Origin of the sequence: Prochlorococcus sp. MIT 1011 (genome assembly GCF_047305235.1) — a bacterium.
Taxonomy (GTDB): Bacteria; Cyanobacteriota; Cyanobacteriia; order PCC-6307; family Cyanobiaceae; genus Prochlorococcus_B.
In genome coordinates this window covers 1,414,753-1,435,878 of record NZ_CP138983.1, presented here as the reverse complement: position 1 = coordinate 1,435,878, position 21,126 = coordinate 1,414,753, and the positions used below count along the sequence as shown (strand labels likewise).

At 35.7% G+C, this 21,126-nt stretch carries 31 protein-coding genes and 2 pseudogenes; 16 read left to right on the top strand and 17 right to left on the bottom strand.

Annotated elements, in window-relative coordinates; genetic code table 11:
* Window positions 1-37: 37 nt before the first annotated feature.
* On the top strand, window positions 38-694 hold the full coding sequence (locus tag SIB75_RS08630; protein WP_413682858.1) for a riboflavin synthase: 657 nt from the start codon (window positions 38-40) through the stop codon (window positions 692-694).
* Window positions 695-740: 46 nt separating this feature from the next.
* Here SIB75_RS08630 and SIB75_RS08625 read toward each other — a convergent pair whose 3' ends face one another.
* From SIB75_RS08625 to SIB75_RS08610, 4 genes and pseudogenes are all read right to left on the bottom strand, one after another.
* On the bottom strand, window positions 741-1,100 hold the full coding sequence (locus tag SIB75_RS08625; RefSeq protein ID WP_413682857.1) for an AbrB family transcriptional regulator: 360 nt from the start codon (window positions 1,098-1,100) through the stop codon (window positions 741-743).
* 95 nt (window positions 1,101-1,195) lie between these two features.
* Window positions 1,196-1,801, bottom strand: a complete 606-nt coding sequence (locus SIB75_RS08620; protein WP_413682856.1) for a heme-copper oxidase subunit III — start codon at window positions 1,799-1,801, stop codon at window positions 1,196-1,198.
* Entirely contained in the window at window positions 1,798-3,438 is a 1,641-nt protein-coding gene (gene ctaD / locus SIB75_RS08615; protein WP_413682855.1) for a cytochrome c oxidase subunit I, read from the bottom strand. The genes SIB75_RS08620 and ctaD overlap by 4 nt, the downstream gene beginning before the upstream one ends.
* 4 nt (window positions 3,439-3,442) lie before the next feature.
* Window positions 3,443-4,254, bottom strand: a pseudogene (locus SIB75_RS08610) (cytochrome c oxidase subunit II).
* A gap of 184 nt (window positions 4,255-4,438) precedes the next feature.
* On the opposite strand from SIB75_RS08610, the gene SIB75_RS08605 reads away from it, so the two are divergent.
* The 5 genes from SIB75_RS08605 (at window position 4,439) to SIB75_RS08585 (ending at window position 8,854) form a co-directional block, all read left to right on the top strand.
* On the top strand, window positions 4,439-5,365 hold the full coding sequence (locus SIB75_RS08605; protein ID WP_413682854.1) for a COX15/CtaA family protein: 927 nt from the start codon (window positions 4,439-4,441) through the stop codon (window positions 5,363-5,365).
* Window positions 5,358-6,353: a heme o synthase gene (locus tag SIB75_RS08600; protein ID WP_413682853.1), complete on the top strand. Its 996-nt coding sequence runs from the start codon at window positions 5,358-5,360 to the stop codon at window positions 6,351-6,353. The genes SIB75_RS08605 and SIB75_RS08600 overlap by 8 nt, the downstream gene beginning before the upstream one ends.
* A 101-nt stretch (window positions 6,354-6,454) precedes the next feature.
* Window positions 6,455-7,468, top strand: a complete 1,014-nt coding sequence (locus SIB75_RS08595) for an ATP-binding cassette domain-containing protein (protein ID WP_413682852.1) — start codon at window positions 6,455-6,457, stop codon at window positions 7,466-7,468.
* 91 nt (window positions 7,469-7,559) lie between these two features.
* The gene (locus tag SIB75_RS08590) at window positions 7,560-8,354 is read left to right on the top strand and encodes an ABC transporter permease (protein ID WP_413684840.1); all 795 of its coding nucleotides are present in this window, start codon (window positions 7,560-7,562) and stop codon (window positions 8,352-8,354) included.
* 146 nt (window positions 8,355-8,500) lie between these two features.
* Window positions 8,501-8,854 (top strand): hypothetical protein, encoded by a 354-nt coding sequence (locus tag SIB75_RS08585; RefSeq protein WP_413682851.1) that lies wholly within the window; start codon window positions 8,501-8,503, stop codon window positions 8,852-8,854.
* 64 nt (window positions 8,855-8,918) lie between these two features.
* On the opposite strand, the gene groL is transcribed toward SIB75_RS08585, so the two are convergent.
* Window positions 8,919-10,601 (bottom strand): chaperonin GroEL, encoded by a 1,683-nt coding sequence (groL, locus tag SIB75_RS08580; RefSeq protein ID WP_413682850.1) that lies wholly within the window; start codon window positions 10,599-10,601, stop codon window positions 8,919-8,921.
* 128 nt (window positions 10,602-10,729) lie between these two features.
* On the opposite strand from groL, the gene SIB75_RS08575 reads away from it, so the two are divergent.
* The 3 genes from SIB75_RS08575 to SIB75_RS08565 all read left to right on the top strand — a co-directional run bounded on the left by SIB75_RS08575 (window position 10,730) and on the right by SIB75_RS08565 (window position 12,873).
* On the top strand, window positions 10,730-10,900 hold the full coding sequence (locus SIB75_RS08575) for a hypothetical protein (RefSeq protein ID WP_413682849.1): 171 nt from the start codon (window positions 10,730-10,732) through the stop codon (window positions 10,898-10,900).
* A gap of 137 nt (window positions 10,901-11,037) precedes the next feature.
* Window positions 11,038-11,514, top strand: coding sequence for a recombinase family protein (locus SIB75_RS08570; protein WP_413684839.1), 477 nt, complete (start codon window positions 11,038-11,040; stop codon window positions 11,512-11,514).
* A 153-nt stretch (window positions 11,515-11,667) separates the two neighbouring features.
* Window positions 11,668-12,873, top strand: coding sequence for a recombinase family protein (locus SIB75_RS08565; RefSeq protein ID WP_413682848.1), 1,206 nt, complete (start codon window positions 11,668-11,670; stop codon window positions 12,871-12,873).
* 169 nt (window positions 12,874-13,042) lie between these two features.
* Here SIB75_RS08565 and SIB75_RS08560 read toward each other — a convergent pair whose 3' ends face one another.
* Both SIB75_RS08560 and SIB75_RS08555 read right to left on the bottom strand, forming a co-directional pair.
* The gene (locus SIB75_RS08560; RefSeq protein WP_413682847.1) at window positions 13,043-13,195 is read right to left on the bottom strand and encodes a hypothetical protein; all 153 of its coding nucleotides are present in this window, start codon (window positions 13,193-13,195) and stop codon (window positions 13,043-13,045) included.
* A gap of 150 nt (window positions 13,196-13,345) precedes the next feature.
* Window positions 13,346-13,471: a hypothetical protein gene (locus tag SIB75_RS08555; protein ID WP_269610773.1), complete on the bottom strand. Its 126-nt coding sequence runs from the start codon at window positions 13,469-13,471 to the stop codon at window positions 13,346-13,348.
* A gap of 263 nt (window positions 13,472-13,734) precedes the next feature.
* Between SIB75_RS08555 and SIB75_RS08550 the strand changes: the two genes are divergently transcribed.
* Window positions 13,735-14,061 (top strand): hypothetical protein, encoded by a 327-nt coding sequence (locus SIB75_RS08550; RefSeq protein ID WP_413682845.1) that lies wholly within the window; start codon window positions 13,735-13,737, stop codon window positions 14,059-14,061.
* A 17-nt stretch (window positions 14,062-14,078) separates the two neighbouring features.
* Here the strand turns inward: SIB75_RS08550 and SIB75_RS08545 are convergent, their stop codons facing one another.
* Entirely contained in the window at window positions 14,079-14,264 is a 186-nt protein-coding gene (locus tag SIB75_RS08545) for a hypothetical protein (protein ID WP_413682844.1), read from the bottom strand.
* An 18-nt stretch (window positions 14,265-14,282) separates the two neighbouring features.
* A pseudogene (locus SIB75_RS08540) lies at window positions 14,283-14,803 on the bottom strand (hemagglutinin).
* A 380-nt stretch (window positions 14,804-15,183) separates the two neighbouring features.
* On the opposite strand from SIB75_RS08540, the gene SIB75_RS08535 reads away from it, so the two are divergent.
* A complete protein-coding gene (locus tag SIB75_RS08535) occupies window positions 15,184-15,348 on the top strand; it encodes a hypothetical protein (protein ID WP_413682843.1) in 165 nt (54 codons plus the stop codon).
* Window positions 15,349-15,402: 54 nt separating this feature from the next.
* Here the strand turns inward: SIB75_RS08535 and SIB75_RS08530 are convergent, their stop codons facing one another.
* Window positions 15,403-15,594 carry a hypothetical protein gene (locus SIB75_RS08530; RefSeq protein ID WP_413682842.1) on the bottom strand — a complete coding sequence of 64 codons (192 nt, stop codon included), beginning with the start codon at window positions 15,592-15,594 and terminating at the stop codon, window positions 15,403-15,405.
* A 135-nt stretch (window positions 15,595-15,729) separates the two neighbouring features.
* Between SIB75_RS08530 and SIB75_RS08525 the strand changes: the two genes are divergently transcribed.
* The gene (locus SIB75_RS08525) at window positions 15,730-15,939 is read left to right on the top strand and encodes a hypothetical protein (protein WP_413682841.1); all 210 of its coding nucleotides are present in this window, start codon (window positions 15,730-15,732) and stop codon (window positions 15,937-15,939) included.
* Between the two features lie 266 nt (window positions 15,940-16,205).
* Here the strand turns inward: SIB75_RS08525 and SIB75_RS08520 are convergent, their stop codons facing one another.
* The 4 genes from SIB75_RS08520 to SIB75_RS08505 form a co-directional block, all read right to left on the bottom strand.
* The gene (locus tag SIB75_RS08520; RefSeq protein WP_413682840.1) at window positions 16,206-16,925 is read right to left on the bottom strand and encodes a dienelactone hydrolase family protein; all 720 of its coding nucleotides are present in this window, start codon (window positions 16,923-16,925) and stop codon (window positions 16,206-16,208) included.
* Between the two features lie 235 nt (window positions 16,926-17,160).
* A complete protein-coding gene (locus SIB75_RS08515) occupies window positions 17,161-17,316 on the bottom strand; it encodes a hypothetical protein (protein ID WP_413682839.1) in 156 nt (51 codons plus the stop codon).
* 1 nt (window position 17,317) lies between these two features.
* The gene (locus SIB75_RS08510) at window positions 17,318-17,494 is read right to left on the bottom strand and encodes a hypothetical protein (protein WP_413682838.1); all 177 of its coding nucleotides are present in this window, start codon (window positions 17,492-17,494) and stop codon (window positions 17,318-17,320) included.
* Between the two features lie 342 nt (window positions 17,495-17,836).
* A complete protein-coding gene (locus SIB75_RS08505) occupies window positions 17,837-17,998 on the bottom strand; it encodes a hypothetical protein (protein ID WP_413682837.1) in 162 nt (53 codons plus the stop codon).
* Window positions 17,999-18,282: 284 nt separating this feature from the next.
* Here SIB75_RS08505 and SIB75_RS08500 point away from each other — a divergent pair, with 284 nt between their 5' ends.
* The 4 genes from SIB75_RS08500 to SIB75_RS08485 all read left to right on the top strand — a co-directional run bounded on the left by SIB75_RS08500 (window position 18,283) and on the right by SIB75_RS08485 (window position 19,507).
* The gene (locus SIB75_RS08500; protein ID WP_413682836.1) at window positions 18,283-18,459 is read left to right on the top strand and encodes a hypothetical protein; all 177 of its coding nucleotides are present in this window, start codon (window positions 18,283-18,285) and stop codon (window positions 18,457-18,459) included.
* Between the two features lie 200 nt (window positions 18,460-18,659).
* Entirely contained in the window at window positions 18,660-18,803 is a 144-nt protein-coding gene (locus SIB75_RS08495) for a hypothetical protein (RefSeq protein WP_413391045.1), read from the top strand.
* Window positions 18,804-18,822: 19 nt separating this feature from the next.
* Window positions 18,823-19,125, top strand: coding sequence for a hypothetical protein (locus SIB75_RS08490; RefSeq protein WP_413682835.1), 303 nt, complete (start codon window positions 18,823-18,825; stop codon window positions 19,123-19,125).
* A gap of 184 nt (window positions 19,126-19,309) precedes the next feature.
* Window positions 19,310-19,507, top strand: coding sequence for a hypothetical protein (locus tag SIB75_RS08485; RefSeq protein ID WP_413682834.1), 198 nt, complete (start codon window positions 19,310-19,312; stop codon window positions 19,505-19,507).
* Between the two features lie 406 nt (window positions 19,508-19,913).
* Here the strand turns inward: SIB75_RS08485 and SIB75_RS08480 are convergent, their stop codons facing one another.
* From SIB75_RS08480 to SIB75_RS08470, 3 genes are all read right to left on the bottom strand, one after another.
* Window positions 19,914-20,081: a hypothetical protein gene (locus SIB75_RS08480; RefSeq protein WP_413682833.1), complete on the bottom strand. Its 168-nt coding sequence runs from the start codon at window positions 20,079-20,081 to the stop codon at window positions 19,914-19,916.
* A 587-nt stretch (window positions 20,082-20,668) separates the two neighbouring features.
* Window positions 20,669-20,797: a hypothetical protein gene (locus SIB75_RS08475; protein WP_413682832.1), complete on the bottom strand. Its 129-nt coding sequence runs from the start codon at window positions 20,795-20,797 to the stop codon at window positions 20,669-20,671.
* A 3-nt stretch (window positions 20,798-20,800) separates the two neighbouring features.
* Entirely contained in the window at window positions 20,801-21,040 is a 240-nt protein-coding gene (locus SIB75_RS08470) for a hypothetical protein (RefSeq protein ID WP_413682831.1), read from the bottom strand.
* Between the last annotated feature and the right edge of the window lie 86 nt (window positions 21,041-21,126).

Here is a 21,126-nt window from a genome sequence, read left to right as displayed (position 1 = left end):
TACCATAACTAGCATTCTAAAAGTTGTAGGCTCAATAATGTTTACAGGTTTAATTCAGTCTATTGGCACGATTAAGAAAAATAATTTAGGGGTGGTAGTTGATGGGTGCAAGCCTTTTTCTCCTCTAAAACTTGGAGATAGTGTCTCTGTTGATGGAGTTTGTCTAACAGTTTCTGAATTAATGAAGGATTCTTTTTTTGCAAATATAAGCGAAGAAACTCTTAAGAGAACAAATCTTGCAGAAAAAGCTCAGAGAAATGGTTATGTAAATCTTGAACCAGCCTTACGTCTTTCTGACCGTTTGGGTGGACATATTGTTAGTGGACACATAGACGGGTTGGGTGAAGTTATTTCAATTGATAACTTGAAAAATTCTTGGAATTTGAAAGTCTCATGGGATGATTTGAATTTTTGTAGATATATGTGTGATAAGGCGAGTATTAGCTTAAACGGAATAAGTCTTACTATCTCTGAGATATATGTTGATGGATGTGAATTTTCAGTAGCCGTAATACCTCACACATGGTCTAATACATGCTTGAAGTTTTTGACAATTGGCGAAAAGGTTAATTTGGAAGTTGATTTGATGGCTAAGTACGCAGAAAAACTTCTAAAAGTAAAAAATGATGATTCAATTTCCCAACAAAGCTCAGTAATTAATTCTCAATGGCTAAATGAGCAAGGTTGGAATTAATAATTAATAGCTTTATATTTTATTTTCACAATATGCTTTGAAAGATTTATAATTTTTTGAGTGGTAACAAACTTATCGCTCCTGATTCTTTTTTTACATCGATACGAAATTCCTGCCCAGGTTCAAGACCTAATTTTTTAGTATAGGCATGTCCTATAAGAAGATTACCATTGCCATGAACTTTTGTCCGAAACTCTGCTTGCCTTCCTCGTGAAGATCTGTTGCCTGCTCTTCCAGGACCATTTGAGCGAAGTTTATAACCTTTAGCCTCAACAAGAGCACGGTAAAAACTTTTACGTAAAACTCTACCGCTTGGCCCTACATAACCACATCCTTTAGCTATTTCGTCTTCTGGACGGTTGCTCAAAGATCTTGCTTTGTCTAGGAGTTCTTTTCCAACAAGCATTTCAGACAGTTTTAATTAACATAATTCTGACCAATAAGTGGAATTGTGGCAACAAATTAATTGAAAGTTTCTTGCTTAGTATCAATATTTACTTCTCAAAGCAGGTAAAGGATGATGAATAAGACAACCCAAATCCCGTCTACAAAGTGCCAATAGAGCTCTACTGCTTCAAATGGGAACTTGTTTTCATTATTCACTCGGCCAGATGGGATACGTGTTTGCCACCAAATAATCATTATCATTATTGATCCAAGTGTTACATGAAGCCCATGGAAGCCAGTTAATGCATAAAAAGTACTTGCAAAAAGGTTGTCGGTTAATCCAAAAGGCAAAGTAAAGTACTCAAACATTTGACTGATTAAAAACGCCACTCCCAAGGCACCTGTTATGAGAAGCCATTTTTGGCATTCTTTTGATTCATTCTTTTCTAGGAATTTCCCAGCTCGATGAAAAGTAAAGCTACTAACCAGGAGTAAAACTGTATTTAAAGTTGGTAATGGTAGTTCTAATTCGTAAATAGCATCAGGACCAATGGGGTTTACTGCTTTGAAAGTTAGGTATGCTGCAAAAAAACCTGCAAAGGTCATCCCGTCTGCGATTAAAAAAGCTATTAAGCCAAACAAACGAAAATCTTCATGTTCTTCAGTTGAGAGATCTTTCTTGCTTTCTGATGATTGCTCTGCTGGAACTGTCGATGTCATTTCATTCCCTCCTGAGTTTTATTTGAATTTTTTTCTCCATAACCATATGGTTCAAGGACGAGTGGGGCTTCTCCCTTCCAATTCTCAACAGGAGGAGGTGAAGTCGTTAACCATTCAGGAGTAAGTGCATTCCATGGATTATCACCAGCGTCATTCCCGTGGAGGATGCTTTGAAGAATATTCCATAGAAAAGGTAGCGTACTTAAAGCCATTAATAATGCACCCACGCTACTTATTTGATTGATTAATTGAAATTGTGGATCGTATTCGGCAACTCGTCGAGGCATCCCATTCAACCCTAGCCAGTGTTGAGGAGCAAAACAAAGATTAAAGCCAATAAAAGTAATTATAAAGTGAAATCTTCCAAGATTCTCATTGAGCATTTTCCCAGTAAATTTTGGGAACCAGTGATAAATAGATGAGAAGATAACAAATACAGAACCTCCATAGACTATGTAGTGAAAATGAGCAACAACAAAATAGGTATCGTGTACATGAACATCAAAAGGTACTTGAGCTAGGGCAACTCCTGTTATTCCACCTAAAACAAAGTTAATAATAAATCCGCAGGAAAATAGCATTGCAGCATTAAGTGATATTTTCCCTCCCCATAAGGTTGCAACCCAATTAAAAAATTTAATACCTGTAGGAACAGCTATAAATGCAGTAGCGATTGTAAAAAATAAGCGCATCCATGGAGGAGTCCCGCTTGTAAACATATGATGGGCCCAAACAACTAGGCCTAAAACAACTATTCCCATAATTGAAAAGACCATTGTTGTATAACCAAAGAGTGGTTTCCTACTATGTATTGGAAGTATTTCACTTACTAAGCCAAAGGCAGGCAAGACCATGATATAAACAGCAGGATGAGAGTAAAACCAAAAAAGATGTTGATAAACAATTACATTTCCACCAAGACTCGGGTTAAAGAAACCGGTATGAGCAACTATGTCAAAGCTCAAAAGTATTAAAGTCCCCGCGAGAACAGGAGTTGATAGAACGACAAGAATACTTGTACCAAGCATTGCCCAGCAATACATTGGTAGTTGCATTAATTTAAGTCCTGGTCTTCTTAACTTAAGGATGGTAGCGATGAAATTAATACCACCAAAGATTGAGCTTCCACCCAAAAGTAATACACTTAATATCCAAATAATTTGACCGGCGGCTGGAGTAGTAATGCTTAAAGGTGGATACGCCGTCCACCCGGATTGTGCTGCCCCGTTTATGAAATAGCTTGTTATCAACATCAAACCAGAGGGAGGTATTAGCCAAAAAGCAACTGCATTAAGTCTTGGGAAGGCCATGTCTCTAGCGCCAACATAAAAAGGTATTAAATAGTTGCCAAAGGCACCATTTACTACAGGCACGATCCATAAAAAAATCATGATTGTGCCGTGGAGAGTTAAAACTTGGTTGTAAACCTCTCTAGGCATGAAATCTGAGAGGGGACTGATAAGTTCTACCCTTATTGCTCCAGCTAAAGAACCTCCAATTAAATAAAACAAGAAACCACAAACTAAATATTGAAGTCCAATTACTTTGTGATCGAGACTAAAACTCAAATATTTTAGCCATCCAGTTGGTTGAAGCTTTTCTGGAGGAGAGTTGCTTGGTTGAAGTGAAATAGTCATAAATTTATATTGATTCTTTAGAGTTTTCTTTTAACCAAGTATCAAAGTCTTCTTGTTCATCAACTATTACGTTTGATCTCATTCCACCATGATAAGGGCCACACAATTCTGCGCAAACAATTGGAAAATTACCTGCTTTTGTAGGAGTGAAATTTAAAATCGTTGGCTGACCTGGGATTACATCTTGTTTAAGTCTGAATTGAGGCACCCAAAAAGCATGTATTACATCTTTGGATTCCATTTTTAAACTAACTTCTCTCCCAACTGGAACATGAAGTTCGCCAGAAATAATGTCTCCTTTTGGATAATGAAAGATAAAAGCAAATTGCATTGCAGTTAACTCAATTGGTAATGAAGTTGAATTGTTTGTAGATGAAGACTCAATTGGCCCTGAACCGATACCCCCCAAACTCTCTCGGCCTGATTATCCATTTGCCCACTGTGATCATGCATTAAAGGTTGCATTCCACCCATTCGATCATAAATATCGTAGCTATATAAACCTACAAACAAAACAACGACTGCAGGGACTGCTGTCCAGAAAATTTCCAGAGTAATATTACCTTCTAAATTAATCCCATCACCAGTTTCTCCAGGCCTACGACGAAATTGAATAAGACTATAAATTACTAAAGCAGTCATACCTATGAAAAGGATGCAGCCAATAACGAATAGGACTTTATAGAGTTCATCATAAACAGGAGCATTCATGCTCGCGCTAACGGGAAGCATATCGACGTTGTATGCAATCCACACTCCTGCTACGCCAAGAATTAAACTTGATGTGAGAGTTAAAATGGCCGACAGTTTCGGCAAGAAGATCTCCTTTTCTATTTATAGGTTATGGGCAAAAGTAATTAATGTATCGGCTAATTGTTAATTCAAGATGAATAATTTTTTTTTAAAGAGAATCTTTATGTTGCAGTCCGTTTATTCAGGTGACGTGTACAAAGTAATCGCTACGTTGAATTAACAATTATCTTGATGGATTTTTGCATACGTGCAGGTTATTTATCCACCAAAGCCACGCTTTAGATTGGGCCAGCTTGCTGCTCATGTGGTAGTTGCACTAATCGCTCTTGTGGTGATTGGAGGAGCAACCAGAGTAATGGAGGCTGGTCTCGCTTGCCCAGACTGGCCTCTGTGTTACGGATCTTTTTTGCCTGGTAGGCAAATGAATGTACAAGTCTTCTTAGAATGGTTTCATCGCCTAGATGCCTTCTTCGTAGGGATTGTTTTAATTACTCAATTTGCACTGTCTTTGCTTTGGTCAAAAACTTTACCTAAATGGCTTCCTTGGACCTATGGATTCTTAACTTTGTTAGTTGCTTTTCAGGGTTTTTTAGGGGCTTTGACAGTACTACAACTATTGCCATCTTTAATCGTCATGGCTCATCTTGCAGTTGCATTTATTCTTGTTGCGATCATGAGTGGTGTCACTCAACAATTACTTAGCCCTGGTAAATCAATTTTTCCACTTTGGCTTCGTTCTTTTGGATTCTTATCTCTTTTTTCAGTAGTAGCTCAGTCTTTACTAGGTAGTCGCGTGGCAACCTCTTGGGCAGCTCAAAGATGCTTGGATTTGGGAGATTCTTGCAATCTTTTAGGTCTTCATCGAGCAAGTGCTCTCCCAATGAGCTTTTTGTTGATTTTATTCGTAATTGTTTCATCTTTTCATAGAGATGTTTTTATTAATCAATGGCCCTATCTCTTGACAATTATTTTTTTGAACATCTCACAAATCTTTTTAGGAGTTTTTTCGATTCACCTAAGGATGAGTGAACCTAGTCTTATCATTGGTCATCAACTAATTGCCTGCTTATTAGTGGCCGTAATAGCAGCATTGAATTTTAAAGGTAGAGGAATTGATGAATCTTCCCCATCACTTTTCACAAATCAATCAACCTTGGAGACATGTCATGGTTAGCTCTACATCAGATTTAATTTCACAGCCAGTCAATCGTGAAGAAATCGTTCCCTCCAGAAAGCGTATTAAACTACCAGCTTGGTTAGAGGTGGCCAAACCAAGATTAATTCCTTTATTACTTGCTACCACAGTAGGTGGAATGGCTCTTTCGGAGGAATGGCCATTACCCTCTCCAAGATTGGCGTGCACTTTAGGTGGAGGAGCTCTTGCAGCAGCAGCAGCAGGAGCTCTTAACTGCTTATGGGAACAAGATCTTGATAAAAGAATGAAACGCACCAGTAATAGAGCATTGCCCTCTGGTCGCCTTTCTCAGTCTTCTGTTTTTATTGGAGCAATTGCTTGTACACTTGCTGCCTCAGCACTTTTAGTAAGTGGAGTTAACTGTTTAGCGGCAGGACTTACTCTTCTAGGCCTTTGTAGTTATGTTCTCTTATATACAGCATTCTTAAAACCTAGAACATCTCAAAATATAGTTTTTGGAGGAGTCGCTGGAGCAATCCCCCCTCTTGTAGGAGCAGCAGCGGCTGCAGGACATATTGGATTGGGTGGTTGGTGGCTATTCTCTTTGGTAATGGTTTGGACACCAGCACATTTTTGGGCCCTAGCCATATTACTCAGGGACGATTATAGATCTGTTGGCATACCTATGCTTCCAACAGTAAGTGGTCCTTTCGTTACAGCAAAAGCTATATCCGTGTATGCCTATCTAACTGTATTTCTAAGCTTTTTAGGATGCTTTGTCTTGCCTGAAGGAGGCTTGTTGTATGGCATCCTATTACTTCCTTATAACTCTAGACTTCTTCAATTGGTTTCCAGATTAAGAGATAATCCAGAGGATTTAGATCGAGCTAAGAGTTTGTTTAGGTGGTCTATTCTTTATATGTTTGGAGTTTGTTTTTTGATTGTTATTAGTAGATTACAGGTGTCAATTGTTTTCAATGATCAGTTAATAGACTTAATTAAAGACTTCTCTGTAGCATTTTCGTAAGTCTATAAAATAAAAATTAAAACTTTATGACCTTGGTCTCTAATACTAATTAGAATTTGTTAGAAGATGTCAGCTTGTTTCTTTAGTCGATCTATTTTTAGATGTTTTTCATCCAACTAAGAGATTTGTTTAAGTCTTATGGCCCGGTTAGGGCTTTAGATGGACTGAACCTTAAAGTACCTAAAGGTTCTTTGTATGGTTTGTTGGGCCCAAATGGAGCAGGCAAAAGCACTGCAATAAGAATTATCTGTACTCTCCTGGCTCCTGATTCTGGTCATGTTGAAGTGGGGGGACGTGATGTCTTACTTGAGGAAAAAGAAATTAGGCAAAGATTAGGTTATGTAGCTCAAGATGTTGCAATCGATAAAATACTTACAGGTAGAGAGTTGCTTCAGCTTCAAGGAGATCTTTATCATTTAGATAGCAAATACAAGAGAAAGAGAATTGACGAATTGATTCAGAGATTAGATATGCATGAATGGATTGATAGAAGATGTGGTTCTTTTTCGGGAGGGATGAAAAGAAGACTTGACCTAGCTTCAGGATTGTTGCATGAACCAGAATTATTGATTCTTGATGAACCTACTGTTGGGTTGGATATAGAAAGTCGATCAGTTATCTGGGGATTATTGAAGGAACTAAGAAAAAAGGAAACTACTATTCTTTTAAGTAGTCATTATCTCGAGGAGGTAGATGAATTAGCAGATGAGATGGCTATTATTGATAAAGGAAAAGTAATTGCTAGTGGTAAACCAGATGATATGAAAAAAGAACTTGGTGGAGATAGAGTTACACTTAGGGTGAGAGAGTTTAGTGATGAAGCAGAGGCTGAATCTGTAAGGAAATTAATTAGAAATATTAATGGGGTATCTAATGTAGTAGTGAATCAAAAACAAGGTTATTCTTTAAATTTTTTAGTAAAAAACAATGATGTTATCTCAAATTTATCGAGTCATCTTTCAAAAGAAAATTTTGAAGTTTTTGCACTTTCTCACAGTCGACCAAGTTTAGATGATGTTTATTTGCAAGCTACTGGGAAAACCCTTATGGACGCTGAATTAGAACTTGCTGGTAAAAGAGATTTTAAGCTTGAGAATAAGAAGTCGATGCGTTAACTGATCGTATTAAACCTGAATTATTAAAAACATGATTACTACTAATCCATCAATTCCTAAAGAAAAGCAATCTAGAAATGATCTGAATCAAATGTTGCAGGAGATTTCTGCCTTAACATGGAGGCTTTTTATTCAATTAATTCGAAGACCTTCAACATTATTTGCTGGAATCCTTCAGCCTTTGATATGGCTTTTGCTTTTTGCAGCGTTATTCTCTAATGCCCCAATAGATTTTTTGCCTGGGAGCAGTAGCTATGGAGAATTTCTTGGTGCAGGTTTAATAGTCTTTACTGCTTTTAGTGGAGCTCTTAATGCTGGACTCCCTCTTATGTTTGACAGAGAATTCGGCTTTCTTAATCGATTATTAGTTGCTCCATTAAGTAGTAGGAGTTCAATCGTAATCTCTTCAGTAATCTACATAACTACTATCAGCCTTTTGCAGAGTTTTGCAATAATGGCAACCTCTGCTCTCTTGGGTTATGGCTGGCCAAGCCTGGGAGGTTTCCTTCTGATAGCAATAACCTTATTGTTATTGGTGTTTGCAATAACTGGTCTAAGTCTTGGATTGGCCTTTGTATTGCCAGGACATATAGAGCTAATTGCGATTATCTTTATAGCGAATCTACCTGTCCTTTTTGCTAGCACAGCATTGGCTCCCATCTCTTTTATGCCTGAATGGCTTGGATGGATAGCATCGATTAATCCATTAACATTTGCGATTGAACCGATTCGAATGGCATATCATAATTCTGTAGATCTGAATTTGATTTTAATTAATGCTCCTTATGGAGACGTAAATGGTTATTCTTGCCTGGCAATTTTATTTTTTCTTACAATCGGATTGTTTTTTCTTATTAGACCTCTTTTAAATCGCAAACTTGCTTGATAATCTTAATTTAGTGATTTAAAAGAACCTTGGAGTCTCGAAAGTATCAACTACAAAAACAAATTATAGAAGCTCTAAAGGAAAATGATAATGATTTATATTCTCTACTGAAATCTCAGTGGGCCCACCGTTTTGGAGTAGAAAGTTTGGAAGAATTAAAAAACTTAGATTTAAGCCAGTCGAATCAAAACCCTTCTAATTTAAGTAATCAAAAGATAGATCTATCACAAGAAAACTCTTTTGAGGGTGATAAAGAAATTATTCTAGAAGATGATGATAATAAGGGAAAAGGAATCGAATCTAAAAAGTTTGAATCGCCAAAGGATGATAATGATGAAGCATTTAAAATCAAATCATATGAAATAGTTAATAAAGAAAGAATTGAAAGCAAAGCTAAAAATTCATTTAAAGAAATAAATCAAAATGAAATTAAAGCTTTGATTCCTTTACCTCCTAAACCTAAATATAGTTATCTTAAGAAGTGGTTGTTAAGAAAATAAGTACTAAATTGTTTGATGAATTTTAATTTTTATTGAATTTGAGAGTGTAGATCTTCTCACTTGCTTACATCATTCCTGGCATTCCCATTCCGCCCATTCCGCCCATTCCACCCATTCCACCCATTCCACCCATTCCACCCATTGGGTCTCCGCCTTCTGCCCCTGGAGCTGCCGGTGGCTCAGGTTTGTCTGCAATCACAACTTCAGTTGTGATTAGAAGTGAGGCTATTGAGACAGCGTCTTGAAGGGCAAGTCGTATTACCTTTGCAGCATCTAATATTCCTGCTTCTAGTAAATCAACATATTCTCCAGTTTGTGCATTGAAGCCTTTACCTAATCTCTTGATATCTGAAACAACAACATCTCCGTTAAATCCCGCATTTATAGCTATTTGTTTTGTTGGAGCCGTTAAGGCTCTTTTTATAATTTCAACACCAGTCCTTTGATCACCTTCTAGATTTTTAGATAAATTTTCAAGCCCTTCACTTAGTTCAAGGAGAGTTGTTCCACCACCAGCGACAATACCTTCTTCAATGGCTGCTCGAGTTGCATTTAGAGCATCCTCAATTCTGAGCTTTCTGTTCTTTAGTTCAGTTTCAGTAGGAGCACCAACTTTAATTACGGCTACACCCCCTGCGAGTTTAGCTATTCTTTCGTTTAGTTTCTCTTGGTCATACTCAGAGTCTGTTTCATTCAGTTCTCTCTTGATTGAGGCAATGCGATTAGATAGTTCGGTATTTTGATTGTCATTTGCAACAATTGTTGTGCTGTCTTTTGTAATTGTTACTCTTCTGGCTTGACCTAGATCAGAAATTTGAACTTTCTCAATACTCATTGCTTTATCTTCGCTGATTAATGTACCGCCAGTTAGTACGGCAATATCTCCTAGTGCAGCTTTTCTCCTCTCGCCAAATGAGGGGGCTCTAACTGCTGCGACCTGTAAGACACCGCGGTTTTTGTTTACTACTAGCGTAGCTAATGCTTCACCCTCTACTTCTTCGGCGAGAATTATTAGTGGTGTTCCATTCTTTTGAACAGTTTCCAGAACTGGAATAAGATCGGCAATGGATGAAATTTTTTTATCGGTAATTAATATTGAGGGATTTTCAAATTCACAAATTAAGCGATCTTCATCAGTCACAAAATATGGTGAGCTATAACCTCTATCAAATGCCATCCCCTCAGTGATGTCTAGCTCAGTAGCTAGAGATTTAGATTCTTCAACTGTTATTACTCCATCAAAACTGACCTTATCTATCGCATCTGCAATCATTAAACCTATTTCCTCGTCTCCACCAGCACTTACTGTTGCAACTTGCTTAATGGCATCACCACTAACTGACTTGCTTTTTCTCTTGAGATCATTAACGATTTGAGCCACAGCCTTTTCCATTCCACGTCTTAATTCGATTGGGCTGGCTCCCGCTGCTGTATTTCTCAACCCTTCTTGAACCATTAATTGAGCTAAAACTGTTGCAGTTGTTGTACCATCACCAGCTTTTTCTTTGGTTTTTGAAGCGACCTGTTCAATGAGCTTTGCTCCTATGTTCTCAAATGGATCTTCGAGATCTATTTCTTTCGCAATTGTTACTCCATCATTAACGATATCTGGTGCACCAAATTTTTTTTCAATAACAACATTTCTACCCTTAGGTCCAATTGTAACTTTTAAAGCATTGGCTAAATTGTTTACTCCTTTTTCTAGAGCACCACGTGATTCGTCTGAAAAACTTAGAAGTTTTGGCATATTTGATTTGAATTAAACTTAATCTCCCATAGGAATCACACATTAGGGGAGGCTAAATAAGTGGGGAAAGCCGAATCGTAATTCGCAAATTGCTCCCAATTTTTGCAGAAGGTAGTTAGTGTCATGATATGAACGATCCTGGGGCTTTATTTTTTATTCTCATGGCTGGGTTGGCCGGGACTATGACTTTGATTTATTTTCCTTTGAGGATATTTCTTACAGCTACGGCAAGAAGCAGAAGGTTGAAACTATTGCAAAGAATAAGAAGATTGAGAGATGAACTAGGACAGCCTATTTAAAATTGACATCTGCTTAACTCATGAGTTAACCATCACTATTGCTAACTCTTGAAAAGCTAGTTATAAAACTGCATCTGAGAGAAAAACGGCTTGATTTTGAAGACAAATCCTAAAACTAAGTTCCTACTAGATTTGCGATCTCATATTCAAGAGTTTCGACTGAAATTCAAAGTGGAGAATATAAAACAGGTTTAGCCAGGCAAGACGATGGATTCAGAAGTTTTTTAGATCAATACCCTAACTACAAAGCATGGAATCAAAAATTTGAAGATATTGGTAAATCAGCTTTTCAGGCTTACAAAAATAGAAGCGCTTTAACAGCAATTATTGAATCAGCTGAAAATGGGGATTTCGGAAACGATCCTTGTTTAGTCATCAGCGAGGTCTCACGTCTTACTAGGGAGCCTCAAAAAGAAGCCAATAAACTACTAAATCGAATATTTGATGCTGGCTTATCAATTTACGTTTCTGAGTTGGGAGGGCAAATTTATACAGAAAAAGATCAGACCGTTTATTTACTATTTCAGATTTTATTTTTAGCAGCTCATTCTGAAAGCAGAGAAAAGAGTCACAGAATCAATGGCTATCACAATGAAAAAATACAGCGTTTTTAAAAAGGAGACTTTTCCGTTCACTTTAGAGAGAGGAAACATCCAAGCCAAAAGTGCTTTTATCCCTTTTGGCTTGATTTTTCAGAACAGACAAAGACATTCTCATTCAACAAAAGGGCCGGGTGGGCAAAACAGATTTGTGATCTATCCCTAGAGATGGGCGCAACTGAAATTTCTAAGCGCTTACAGAAGCAAGGAATTAAGTCCTTAACGAATAGGAGAAAACCATTGAGTGTCCATTTCATCGCGGACATTCTTAAAAATCCAGCACTTATTGGTTATTTCCAGCCAATGCAAACTACTAAAACCGAATCAGGGGGAATGTTGGTTAAGAATAGAGAAGAGGCCATAGAGGGAGTTTTTCCATCATTAATAACGCCTGAGCAATTTGAAAAGATTCAGGCTACTAGAACAAAAAGGTCGAGGAACAAATCAGCTCCAAGACCCAGAGAGCGAAAAAGATGGTTATTTGGTAATTCCACTTTTTGCAGAGAGTGCGGAGAAAAAATCTCTTTCCTTTCAGTTCCAAAGCCCAAACTATCTGATCCAAATAATCATTATTACTACTTGCATTGCAGCGCAGGGTATAACCGAGCCGAAGAAATTTGTACTTGTAGAAAAAGGTTTAATGCAAAAAAAGATGGAGTTGATTTTGAGCTAGATATTTTAAAACGACTGCAAACTTTTAGATGGGCTAGTTATTTCAACGATGAGAAATACGAAAAGTCTCTCAAAGCTGCAACTGCAAAATCAATGCGGTTGTTGAACAAACGAAATGAATATAAAAGGGAAGTAAATCGACTTAGAGAAAATCTTGATGAATTACTAACTGCTGAAGATATTCTGCCTGAAGTTATTAGTCGCATTGGTGTTCTACAAAAGCGAGCAATCGAGAAATATGAGACCGCCAATGATGATTTCAACTCTGCAAGAAATGAAGAATCAACTTTAAAGTCAAAGAAGCGAGGAAAAGAAATTGAAAAAGATATTCGACAGCGAGTTGATAACTTTATAAAAACAGGACGGTTTGATCTTCAGCAAAGGCAAGAATTTTCAAGATGGTTCTTTGAGACTGGATTAGTAGTTGATATTGATTTGTATACAGGTCGCTTTGAGATAGGAATCGGCAGAAGAGAAAAAGGTGTTTTAGTCGAAGTCGATATGCGTCTTGAAGATATTGCTGCTTTCAAAAATGATGGAGCAACTTTTGCTGATGAAAATGGTAACCCTCTAGATATGGATCACTTCATACAGCACTACAAGGAGGTTAGAGCTGGAGAAGAAAAAAGAAGATTAGAAATGGAGGCATCTAAGAAAAAACCGTTAAGAGATCAACTTATTAGGGACGTAAAAGCGGCATGATGGATTTATGAGCAAAGACAACACTTTTAAATGGTTCCTCCTGACCTACCTAGCAATTCCAATATTTCTCATAGTTGCTGTCTATGGATATTTGATTCTTAAGTAATGGATGATTATTAATTAGCCATATTATTTTCAGTTGAAGTTTTAGTTTCATTGGCATGGAGGTTTAAGGGATCCGTCCATCAGACTGAAGCTCATCCGTAAATCCAAAAGCTAGTGGACTGGTAAGACGGTCAGGGAAAAGGACACAATCCAAATGATCTTTTCCTAAATAGTCAAAAAATGTAGCTCTTCCAACGACATAAGAACGCTTACACAAACCGTTATCAGGGAAGAAGAAACCTTAAGTTCTTTTGCCATGTTGGTGATGTAACTCTTGATTTATTTGTATCGCACGCTTTTTCAGGATGCAGCATCCTTCGATACTTTTTCAGCAGGTATTGCTGTATTAAAAAAGTAGAGTATAGGCTTATTTAACAGCAGCTACTTTTTGTTTTTGATTAACTAACGATGCGAATCCGATACAAGCAAACGCTAGTAAGCCTAAGACCAAAAATGATTTGGCGAGAACAATTTCTGAAATCTCAAGAGTCATTTTTTTTAACTACAATCTATAGATATATTGTGAGTTAATTCATTTAATGAAAAGTACGAATTAGACATATAAGAGTAAGTAAAGAAGAGATCAAGGATATTATTCTCAACGCCTAATGTATCCGAATTAATTATTTGAGCGACAAAAAAGCACAACTGCATTTGTTTTGAGTATTAGGCTCCAGTGACACTCTTTATTAAAAATGTTTATATGAGTCCGCAATCTTTATAAGGTTATCTGATTTTTATAGGTGTTTTTAATCAATGAAAAACTTTCTGCAAAAACTTTCTGACTATTTAAAAGAGATAAGTCAGAAAATCGTTGAACTTTCAAAGAAAATTAGCGACAAAATTTCTGAACTTTTTAAAGGAAATCAACCAGTTGAAGAATCTAAGTCTGTTAAAGAGACTCAGCCTGCCGAAGAAGCTCAACCTATTGAAGAGACTCAACCTGCTGAAGAGAATCAGCCTGTCGATGAAGCTCAACCTATTGAAGAAGCTCAACCTATTGAAGAAGCTCAACCTATTGAAGAAGCTCAACCTATTGAAGAAGCTCAACCTGTTGAAGAGAAAGAAGATAAGTCTCAATAAATTCTATTAATTCCGATTTATGAGTGATCCTTTAATCTTTTAAACAAGCAGGCATTTGTCATAATCATTCCTTTGTAATCATCAGGGAAAGATTTCATCCATGTAGGAATTGTGATTTCCGAAGGCAATGGGTTTTCCAAGTAGAAAATCACTTCCTTCGATTCTTGAAGCACTATGTGTGGTGGTAGCTTCTTTGGTGTCATGGCTCAATTTTAATCCGATCAAGAAATTTTTTCTCTAGATTGAATTGGCTCAAACTTAATCCTTTTGATTTGATCTTTTTCCCAAACCCAGTAAACAGGATTTTTCTTTTTAGCTATTTGCAGATCTTTTCTATCTCTTAAGCTAAGCAGGTATAAATTCATTTTCAGGATTAAATTTTTCATCTCTTACGGCTTGGTTTAGGACAATACTTCCTTCTTTATTAGAGATTGATCGATGATATGTACCGATAGGAATTTGAAGCGCTCCCATGGCGCGGTTTAAAAAAAATGATGTGATGTGGCTCATCCCATTCAGGATTGATCAAAGTAAAAATACGACTACCTTCAATTACTAAATTGTGATCAATCTGATGTCGATGTAAGTAATATTGTTCAAAATCTCCATCATCTGGTGGTGAGATTGCATTGCCGTGATGAATGACGACATCAGAGCCATTGGATCCTTTTACTCCTGCATCGAAAAACGATACTTGAGGTGTTTCACGAAAAACGTGAGTAGGAACAAAATTTAAACGCATTTCAACTCCTCCTTTACTGTTGTTTTCAAGGTCAGTCAAAAACGAAATCAAATCTCTGCCTATAAAGGTTTCTAAAAAGGTTATCTAATAAATGATTTTCAACTGCTTTTTTCTTATTCTTCTCAATTCTGCAAAGATCACAGTTTTCCTTTTGAGGAATAGTGAATGGAGTGAATAGTCTCATAAGACCTCCTCTTGCTACACCTTTGGTCTAATCCTTCTTTTTATTGGATGGGAGTAGGAAAACACTACTTAAATTGTCGTAATGCCGGCTGTACATTCTTATTCTCATTTGTTATATTTTTCTATACGTTCGCCCCAAGATTATGGGGTGCATGAGATGGAAGTAGGGAACGGGATTTCCAGTAATTGAATAGGTCATGAACAACCTAGCTTTAACTAAAAAGCGTATTGAGAAGGCAGAAAGGCTTCACGCTGCTCAACTTGCAACATTTAAGAAAGGAGTATTTACTTCTTACAAACCTTCAGTTTTTAAAGAAAGACAAAAGCAAGCTCGTGATGAAGTTGCAGCAATGGATTCTTAATTCAGAATTTAATTGTTGACAGTCGATCGCTAGGGGGCAATTAGCCCCCTTTTTTCATGCCATAGAAAACTGCCTGACAGTAGTAGGACTAACGCCGTAAATATCAGCAATCTTTCTCCAGCTCCAGCCGTATTTTCTATACCTGTTAATTCTTGTTTTCTTGGTATCTAACGCCCAGATAAAAAGCATTAGTGGAACCATGAGCACAGCGAAAAGCCATGCACATACGCATGTAACGGATGTCATTTATGGAGTGTTCCGAGGCGTGAAAAAATTGTAAAAAAATTAACCATAGTGTCCCAAAGTTTGAAGCCTTGACGCTAAAGAAATGGTCGGCCCTAGGATGACTGATCCACATCAGTTTTAAAAAGTAAGAACCTAATGGATGAGAAATGGCAACCAACTATCGATCAAATTAATGGGCCTATTAGTAGAACTTGGGATTTTATTAGTGACGAAGCTACAGAATTAATGGAAGAACTGCAATGTCCTCCTGAGTTCCTAGCTGAAATGTTGAAATCAATAGCATCGAAATTTGAGGAAGGTGGAAGTGCCACAAATGAATGGAACGAGAAAGTAAAAAAAGGGTAAGTAGTAAGTATCGTCATTACTACTAATTAATGAACCGCTTCTTACTACTCTCCCTAACCGCAGGGCTTCTCGTATGTAAAGAAGACTAAAGTTGGATTTACATTTGTTAAACAAGTGAATCTTTGAGAATCATTACAAGGGAACAAGTCTGAGAGTTATTGAGAAAGTGTAAATGTAACTACTTTTTTTAGACGCTCCCTAGACAGCCTTTGCGATCCGAAATAACCCATGAATCTCGGTCCAAGAAGGACCCGCAAGATTATAAATTATTCTTTTAGTTCATTCATAATTAATTGCCAACCAAGAGTGGAGGCATTGGGGGTGAAACTTGTTCGTTGTTCACACATAAATCCATGATCAGCATCTTCGATTTCTACATAACTCAATCTGATTTCAGAAGGATCTTCTTCTCTTAAAGCCTGTTGGATAGATGTTCGATCAGTCTCAGGTATTAATGGATCACCAGTTCCACAAATACAAGTTAATTTCCCTGAGGTTTGACTCAATAATTCCAAGCTTGGAGGGCCTCCTCCTGGTCTAGTTGTTGCAACACCAGCTCCATAAAAATCAAAAGTTGTATCGACGTTAGGGAGTGTTGATGTGATTAAAGCTGCATGACCACCAAAGCAAAATCCCACAACAGTTATTCTTGATTGGCTGTACTGCTGTTTTAACCAATTCAATGCAGCAGTCGCATCATCGAGAATTTGGCTGGTCGTCGTTTGTTCTTTATGCCGACGCCCCTCTACCAAGTCATCTTCGCTATATCTAAGATCTAACTCTGGAGCTGTTCTAGCGAAAAGTGGCATTGCCAAAGCAGGAATACCTTGTTCTGCAAGTCGATCGACGACGCTTCTTACCCAACTATTAATACCAAAGACTTCTGGTAGAACAAGAACGACATGCTTACTTTCTTTCTGAGGATTATTCCACCAGCAACGTAATGGCACTGGACCTTGTTCTATCTGTACCCAACGTCCCTCCATATCTCAATTAAATAAAATTCTTACTTGAGCATGAATGAAAGTAGAGAAAAAACAAGTAATCAAAAAGCAATTGCTACAGGTTCAATCCCTATCAGCATCGGGTAATTGAAAGAGACTATCTAGCTGATACCTTTTGCGATTCAAAGCAAATCATACAACTTGCCGGATTAGCTAACGATTCTCAATACAACTCAAGAGGAAAGAGAACTTTTCAATAGAGTGCGTTGATTATTAATTAAGCACTTTTGTTTTTAGCTGAAACTTTTCGGGCTTCAGTTCGTGCAAGTGTCGCCTCAACTTGAGCAAGAACTTTATCTAGTTCATCAGTTTTTATTAATGATTTTTCAGCCATTAATCTGAGTTTTTTAAGTTCTTCAGAAGCTGATTTCATATCATCTCTTTGCAATAATTTTTGATGTTAAAGGGGTGTCAATAAATAAATAAGTAAAAGTTAATGTAAAAAAGGCTAGCAATGCGCTTAAAAATAAAAACAGGATGAATAAACCTGTAATTGATTCAATATGTAAAAAATCAGCAGCCTTTATTAGTTCGTTACCAGTAAAACCCATGACAAAATAATCTAACTGATTCTAAAATAATCATTTTAAAAATATACGATGTAATTAAAAATTTATTAGACAGAATAAAAAAACATATTTCAATGTGCCTTATAATCTAATTCCAATTTTCAAATGCTAATTGAATAAAAAATCAAGTTATTTATGTTCAAAAAAAAAAGTCCTCTCCATGGGATAGAGAGAACTAAAAATGCTTTATTAATTTCATTATAAATATGATTAGATTAATAGCTACTTTTCATATGGAATGAACATATCAAAATATACATAATAAATAAATTTTAAATACTTTATCATGTAAGCATTCAAAATTCAGTTGATTAAATTTTTATATTAATCATCTTTACTTGGCTGGCTTTTCCCAATCGCTGGAGCATTCACACCATCAAAATTAGGACCAACTATTACTCCTACAATCGCAAAAAGTGCTATCGAAATAACACCCGCCAAGACTGCCGTCGGAGCAGGTGTGCCAACTAATGAAGCAATAATCATAAGTCAATAAAATAATTAGAAAGAAGCTAATTTAGCAAAAGCTTTTTAGTGCTAGAAAAAAGAGATATGTAATTAATATGTATTTAAATGATTTTAAAAATGTAACAAATGATAGATTGACGACTCTTTTTTGTATAGATAAATCTTTTAGAAATCGATTTAGATCAATTCTACAAGAGCTATTCTTCAAAAGAGGAACTAATGAATATAAATACTTACGAGTAAGCCGATCTATTATTTTTTATTTAATTAATTTAACTTAATCCGACTTTTTTCATTTATTGATGGGTCAAATCCAAACATTACAAGAAAGCTTATCCGTTTTTCATTTGCTTCTATTATGTTTTAGTCCTTTGCTTCCTTTTTTATATTTTGAATTAGTTTCTAAATTACTAAAGAAAGACGATGACGATGACGATGATAGAGGTAGTGGAATCAATGTATTAGCTTATCAAGCTTGAATAAACTAAGTAAAATAATTCTTATCTTTATTACTAAATTCCAAGAACAATAGGTATATTTACTGTAATTATTCTTGCTATCTGGTTGACAAATTGATACCAAATAATATGTTTTAAAAACAAAAATATTAATTACTTAAAGGTTAAATCAAAAGATCGATGTTTACAAGATATGATTACGATTCATTTAATCTGAATTAATGAAATCAACTCAAGATAGATATTTTTATTGCTTGGAAAGTTGTCACCACCATGAACAAATTGAGACTCCAAAAAGAATTTGTTTAGCAGCTTTAACAGATGACCCTTTTGACAATCCAAAAGTAAGTATTGTTCAGCCTTAAATTTATCAAACCAAAATATATGGCTTTTGATTTTAAAACTGTAATTGAAGATTATTGTGGAACAGGAAAACTCTCAGAGGAAGAAGTTGATTTCTTAGAGATAGAACATATAAAAACAATGAGTACAATTAGTGAAATATTATCGCCATCAATTGCCCATTGGAATATTTGCGAAGCTTGTAATCTTGAACAAGGAAGTTACTGGATTACTTGTAATGCCTCAATCCTTGATAGGATTCGGCCTGTTAGAACTGGAAAGCCAAGAGCTTACAAATTATTTGATGCTCTTTGTCAATATAAGCTTTATAGACCAGATATATAATTCAATTGAGTAAATGTAGTGTTCATGGTTGAAAAAGATTTTTAATTAACATATACCTAGTTAGTACATACTGGATGAAAGAGATAATCTAAAGAAAAAATTATCACTTACATTTTTGATGAAAATATGAACTATTCAAATTTCTAAACGGATGTAGTTTATTAAAAATACAAGTTTGATAATTATGCTTTCCAGAGAAAATGCTCATGAAGCAATAGTAATTATGTTCGAGCAAGCAGTAAAGCGGATGGAAGAACTAAATGAACCTGGCAGAAGTTGCCTTTACGAAGAATATAGAGAATGGATAGAAGGTCTTGGCGATAAAGGGAAAGGACAAGATGCGATGATCTTTAAATATATGGGCAATCCCCAGATCAACTAAACATTTATTTTACCCAAGCAATTTGAATTAAGGAATGAATCCTATAAATTCTTTCAAAAAATGGTTACTAAATATATTAATGCCTTATATAGAAGGAAAAAGGAAGAAAAAAGAAAGGGATAAAGAATGAATGATCCTGGGAAATAGATTAGAAGTCTGAAATATATGTATGACTAAGATCAATTGTTTAGAAGATTTATGCGTTAACTTTAGAAAGTAAATAGGTTTTCGAATGAACTGCCTCAATTCCTAGGCAAAGAACCTAGCTTGGTTTACTGTTTTTATTAGAAGATGACATTCTCTGAAGCTTTTTAATCATTCCTGATATTTTTAAGATTCCTAAGGGAACTAAAACAAAAATCGAAAATACTACTGCCAATTTATAGTCATCCATGGAGAAGAAATTCTAGTTAGCCATCATAAAAAATATAAAAGCACCACCAATTATTATTTTTGCAGCAATACCGAAAGCAATTATTTTCCCAAATCTAATTTTTGATTTAAGTTTGGTGGTATTAGTTTTAGCTGGATTAGTGGAATTTATTATAGAAGTTCTTCCAAAAAGTGTTTGCATGATTATCGATCAAAATTATCTAAACAAACTAACAACTTTGTAACTTGGTTGAGATAAAGGTAACTAGCATCGAACTTCTTTTCTCTAATTTTGTAAAATAAGGTGATTTGTTTTGTATTATTTTTGTTTGAACAGGTCTCCCTTTTTACAGGTAAAGTAATTCATCAACCCTTTCCAATTGTTTTTACTATATTTAAGTATAAAAAATTCTTCTAGACTTTATTCACATGTCATTAATATTCTTTTACTGCTTATCAATTTCACTTATATTTTTAATATTTTTTACTTTTATATCAACTTTTATAGCAAAAAGAAAACCTAAATTTGTTCATCAAATTCAAGTAGAAATAGTTAAAAATCATTTAGAACAAATATACAATCTGAATACTTTTAAAGACTCAGTGCATCAATAATTAAATTTTACTAGAAACAATCAAAATGAATGCTCAAGATAACTTTAATATTTTTATTTGTGCCTTAGATAATAAGAAAAAAGAATTAGCAGTCATTGAATTTCTTTGAGGAGTAAAAAAATATTGATGCTATTTACGATGTAAGTGCTAGTGATTTCATGCTGTTGACATTTTCTAATCCTTCTTCCCATACTTGATCATTGCAACAGGAAGTCCAACAGTAAAAGCAACTCCGATAACAAGAATCAAAATCCCTAATGGAGAAAAAATTTCAACACCAAGTCCATTTTGAGCAAAAAGCATTATTTAGAGACTCCTGCAGTAATTAGAAACATTACCTCCTTCATTGCGAATAAACTTTTTTTGAATCTTTTCGCCAGCAAGGAATCCCTTATTTGAGTCTTTAAGCGAATAATATTCAGCACAGAAAAGTTTTGCTTTATTTACTTTGAATTGAGGAAGTAATCCGACAACAATCGCAACCAAAGCTGCTGTTGATGTTATGACGCAATACCTAATTATTTGAGGACCTTTATGTGGTGACATAAAAAAGTGGCAAACTGATACCAAAATAAATCGACTTCAACCGAGAATTTATAATGTGTTAATAGATAATAATGAAATTTCTATTT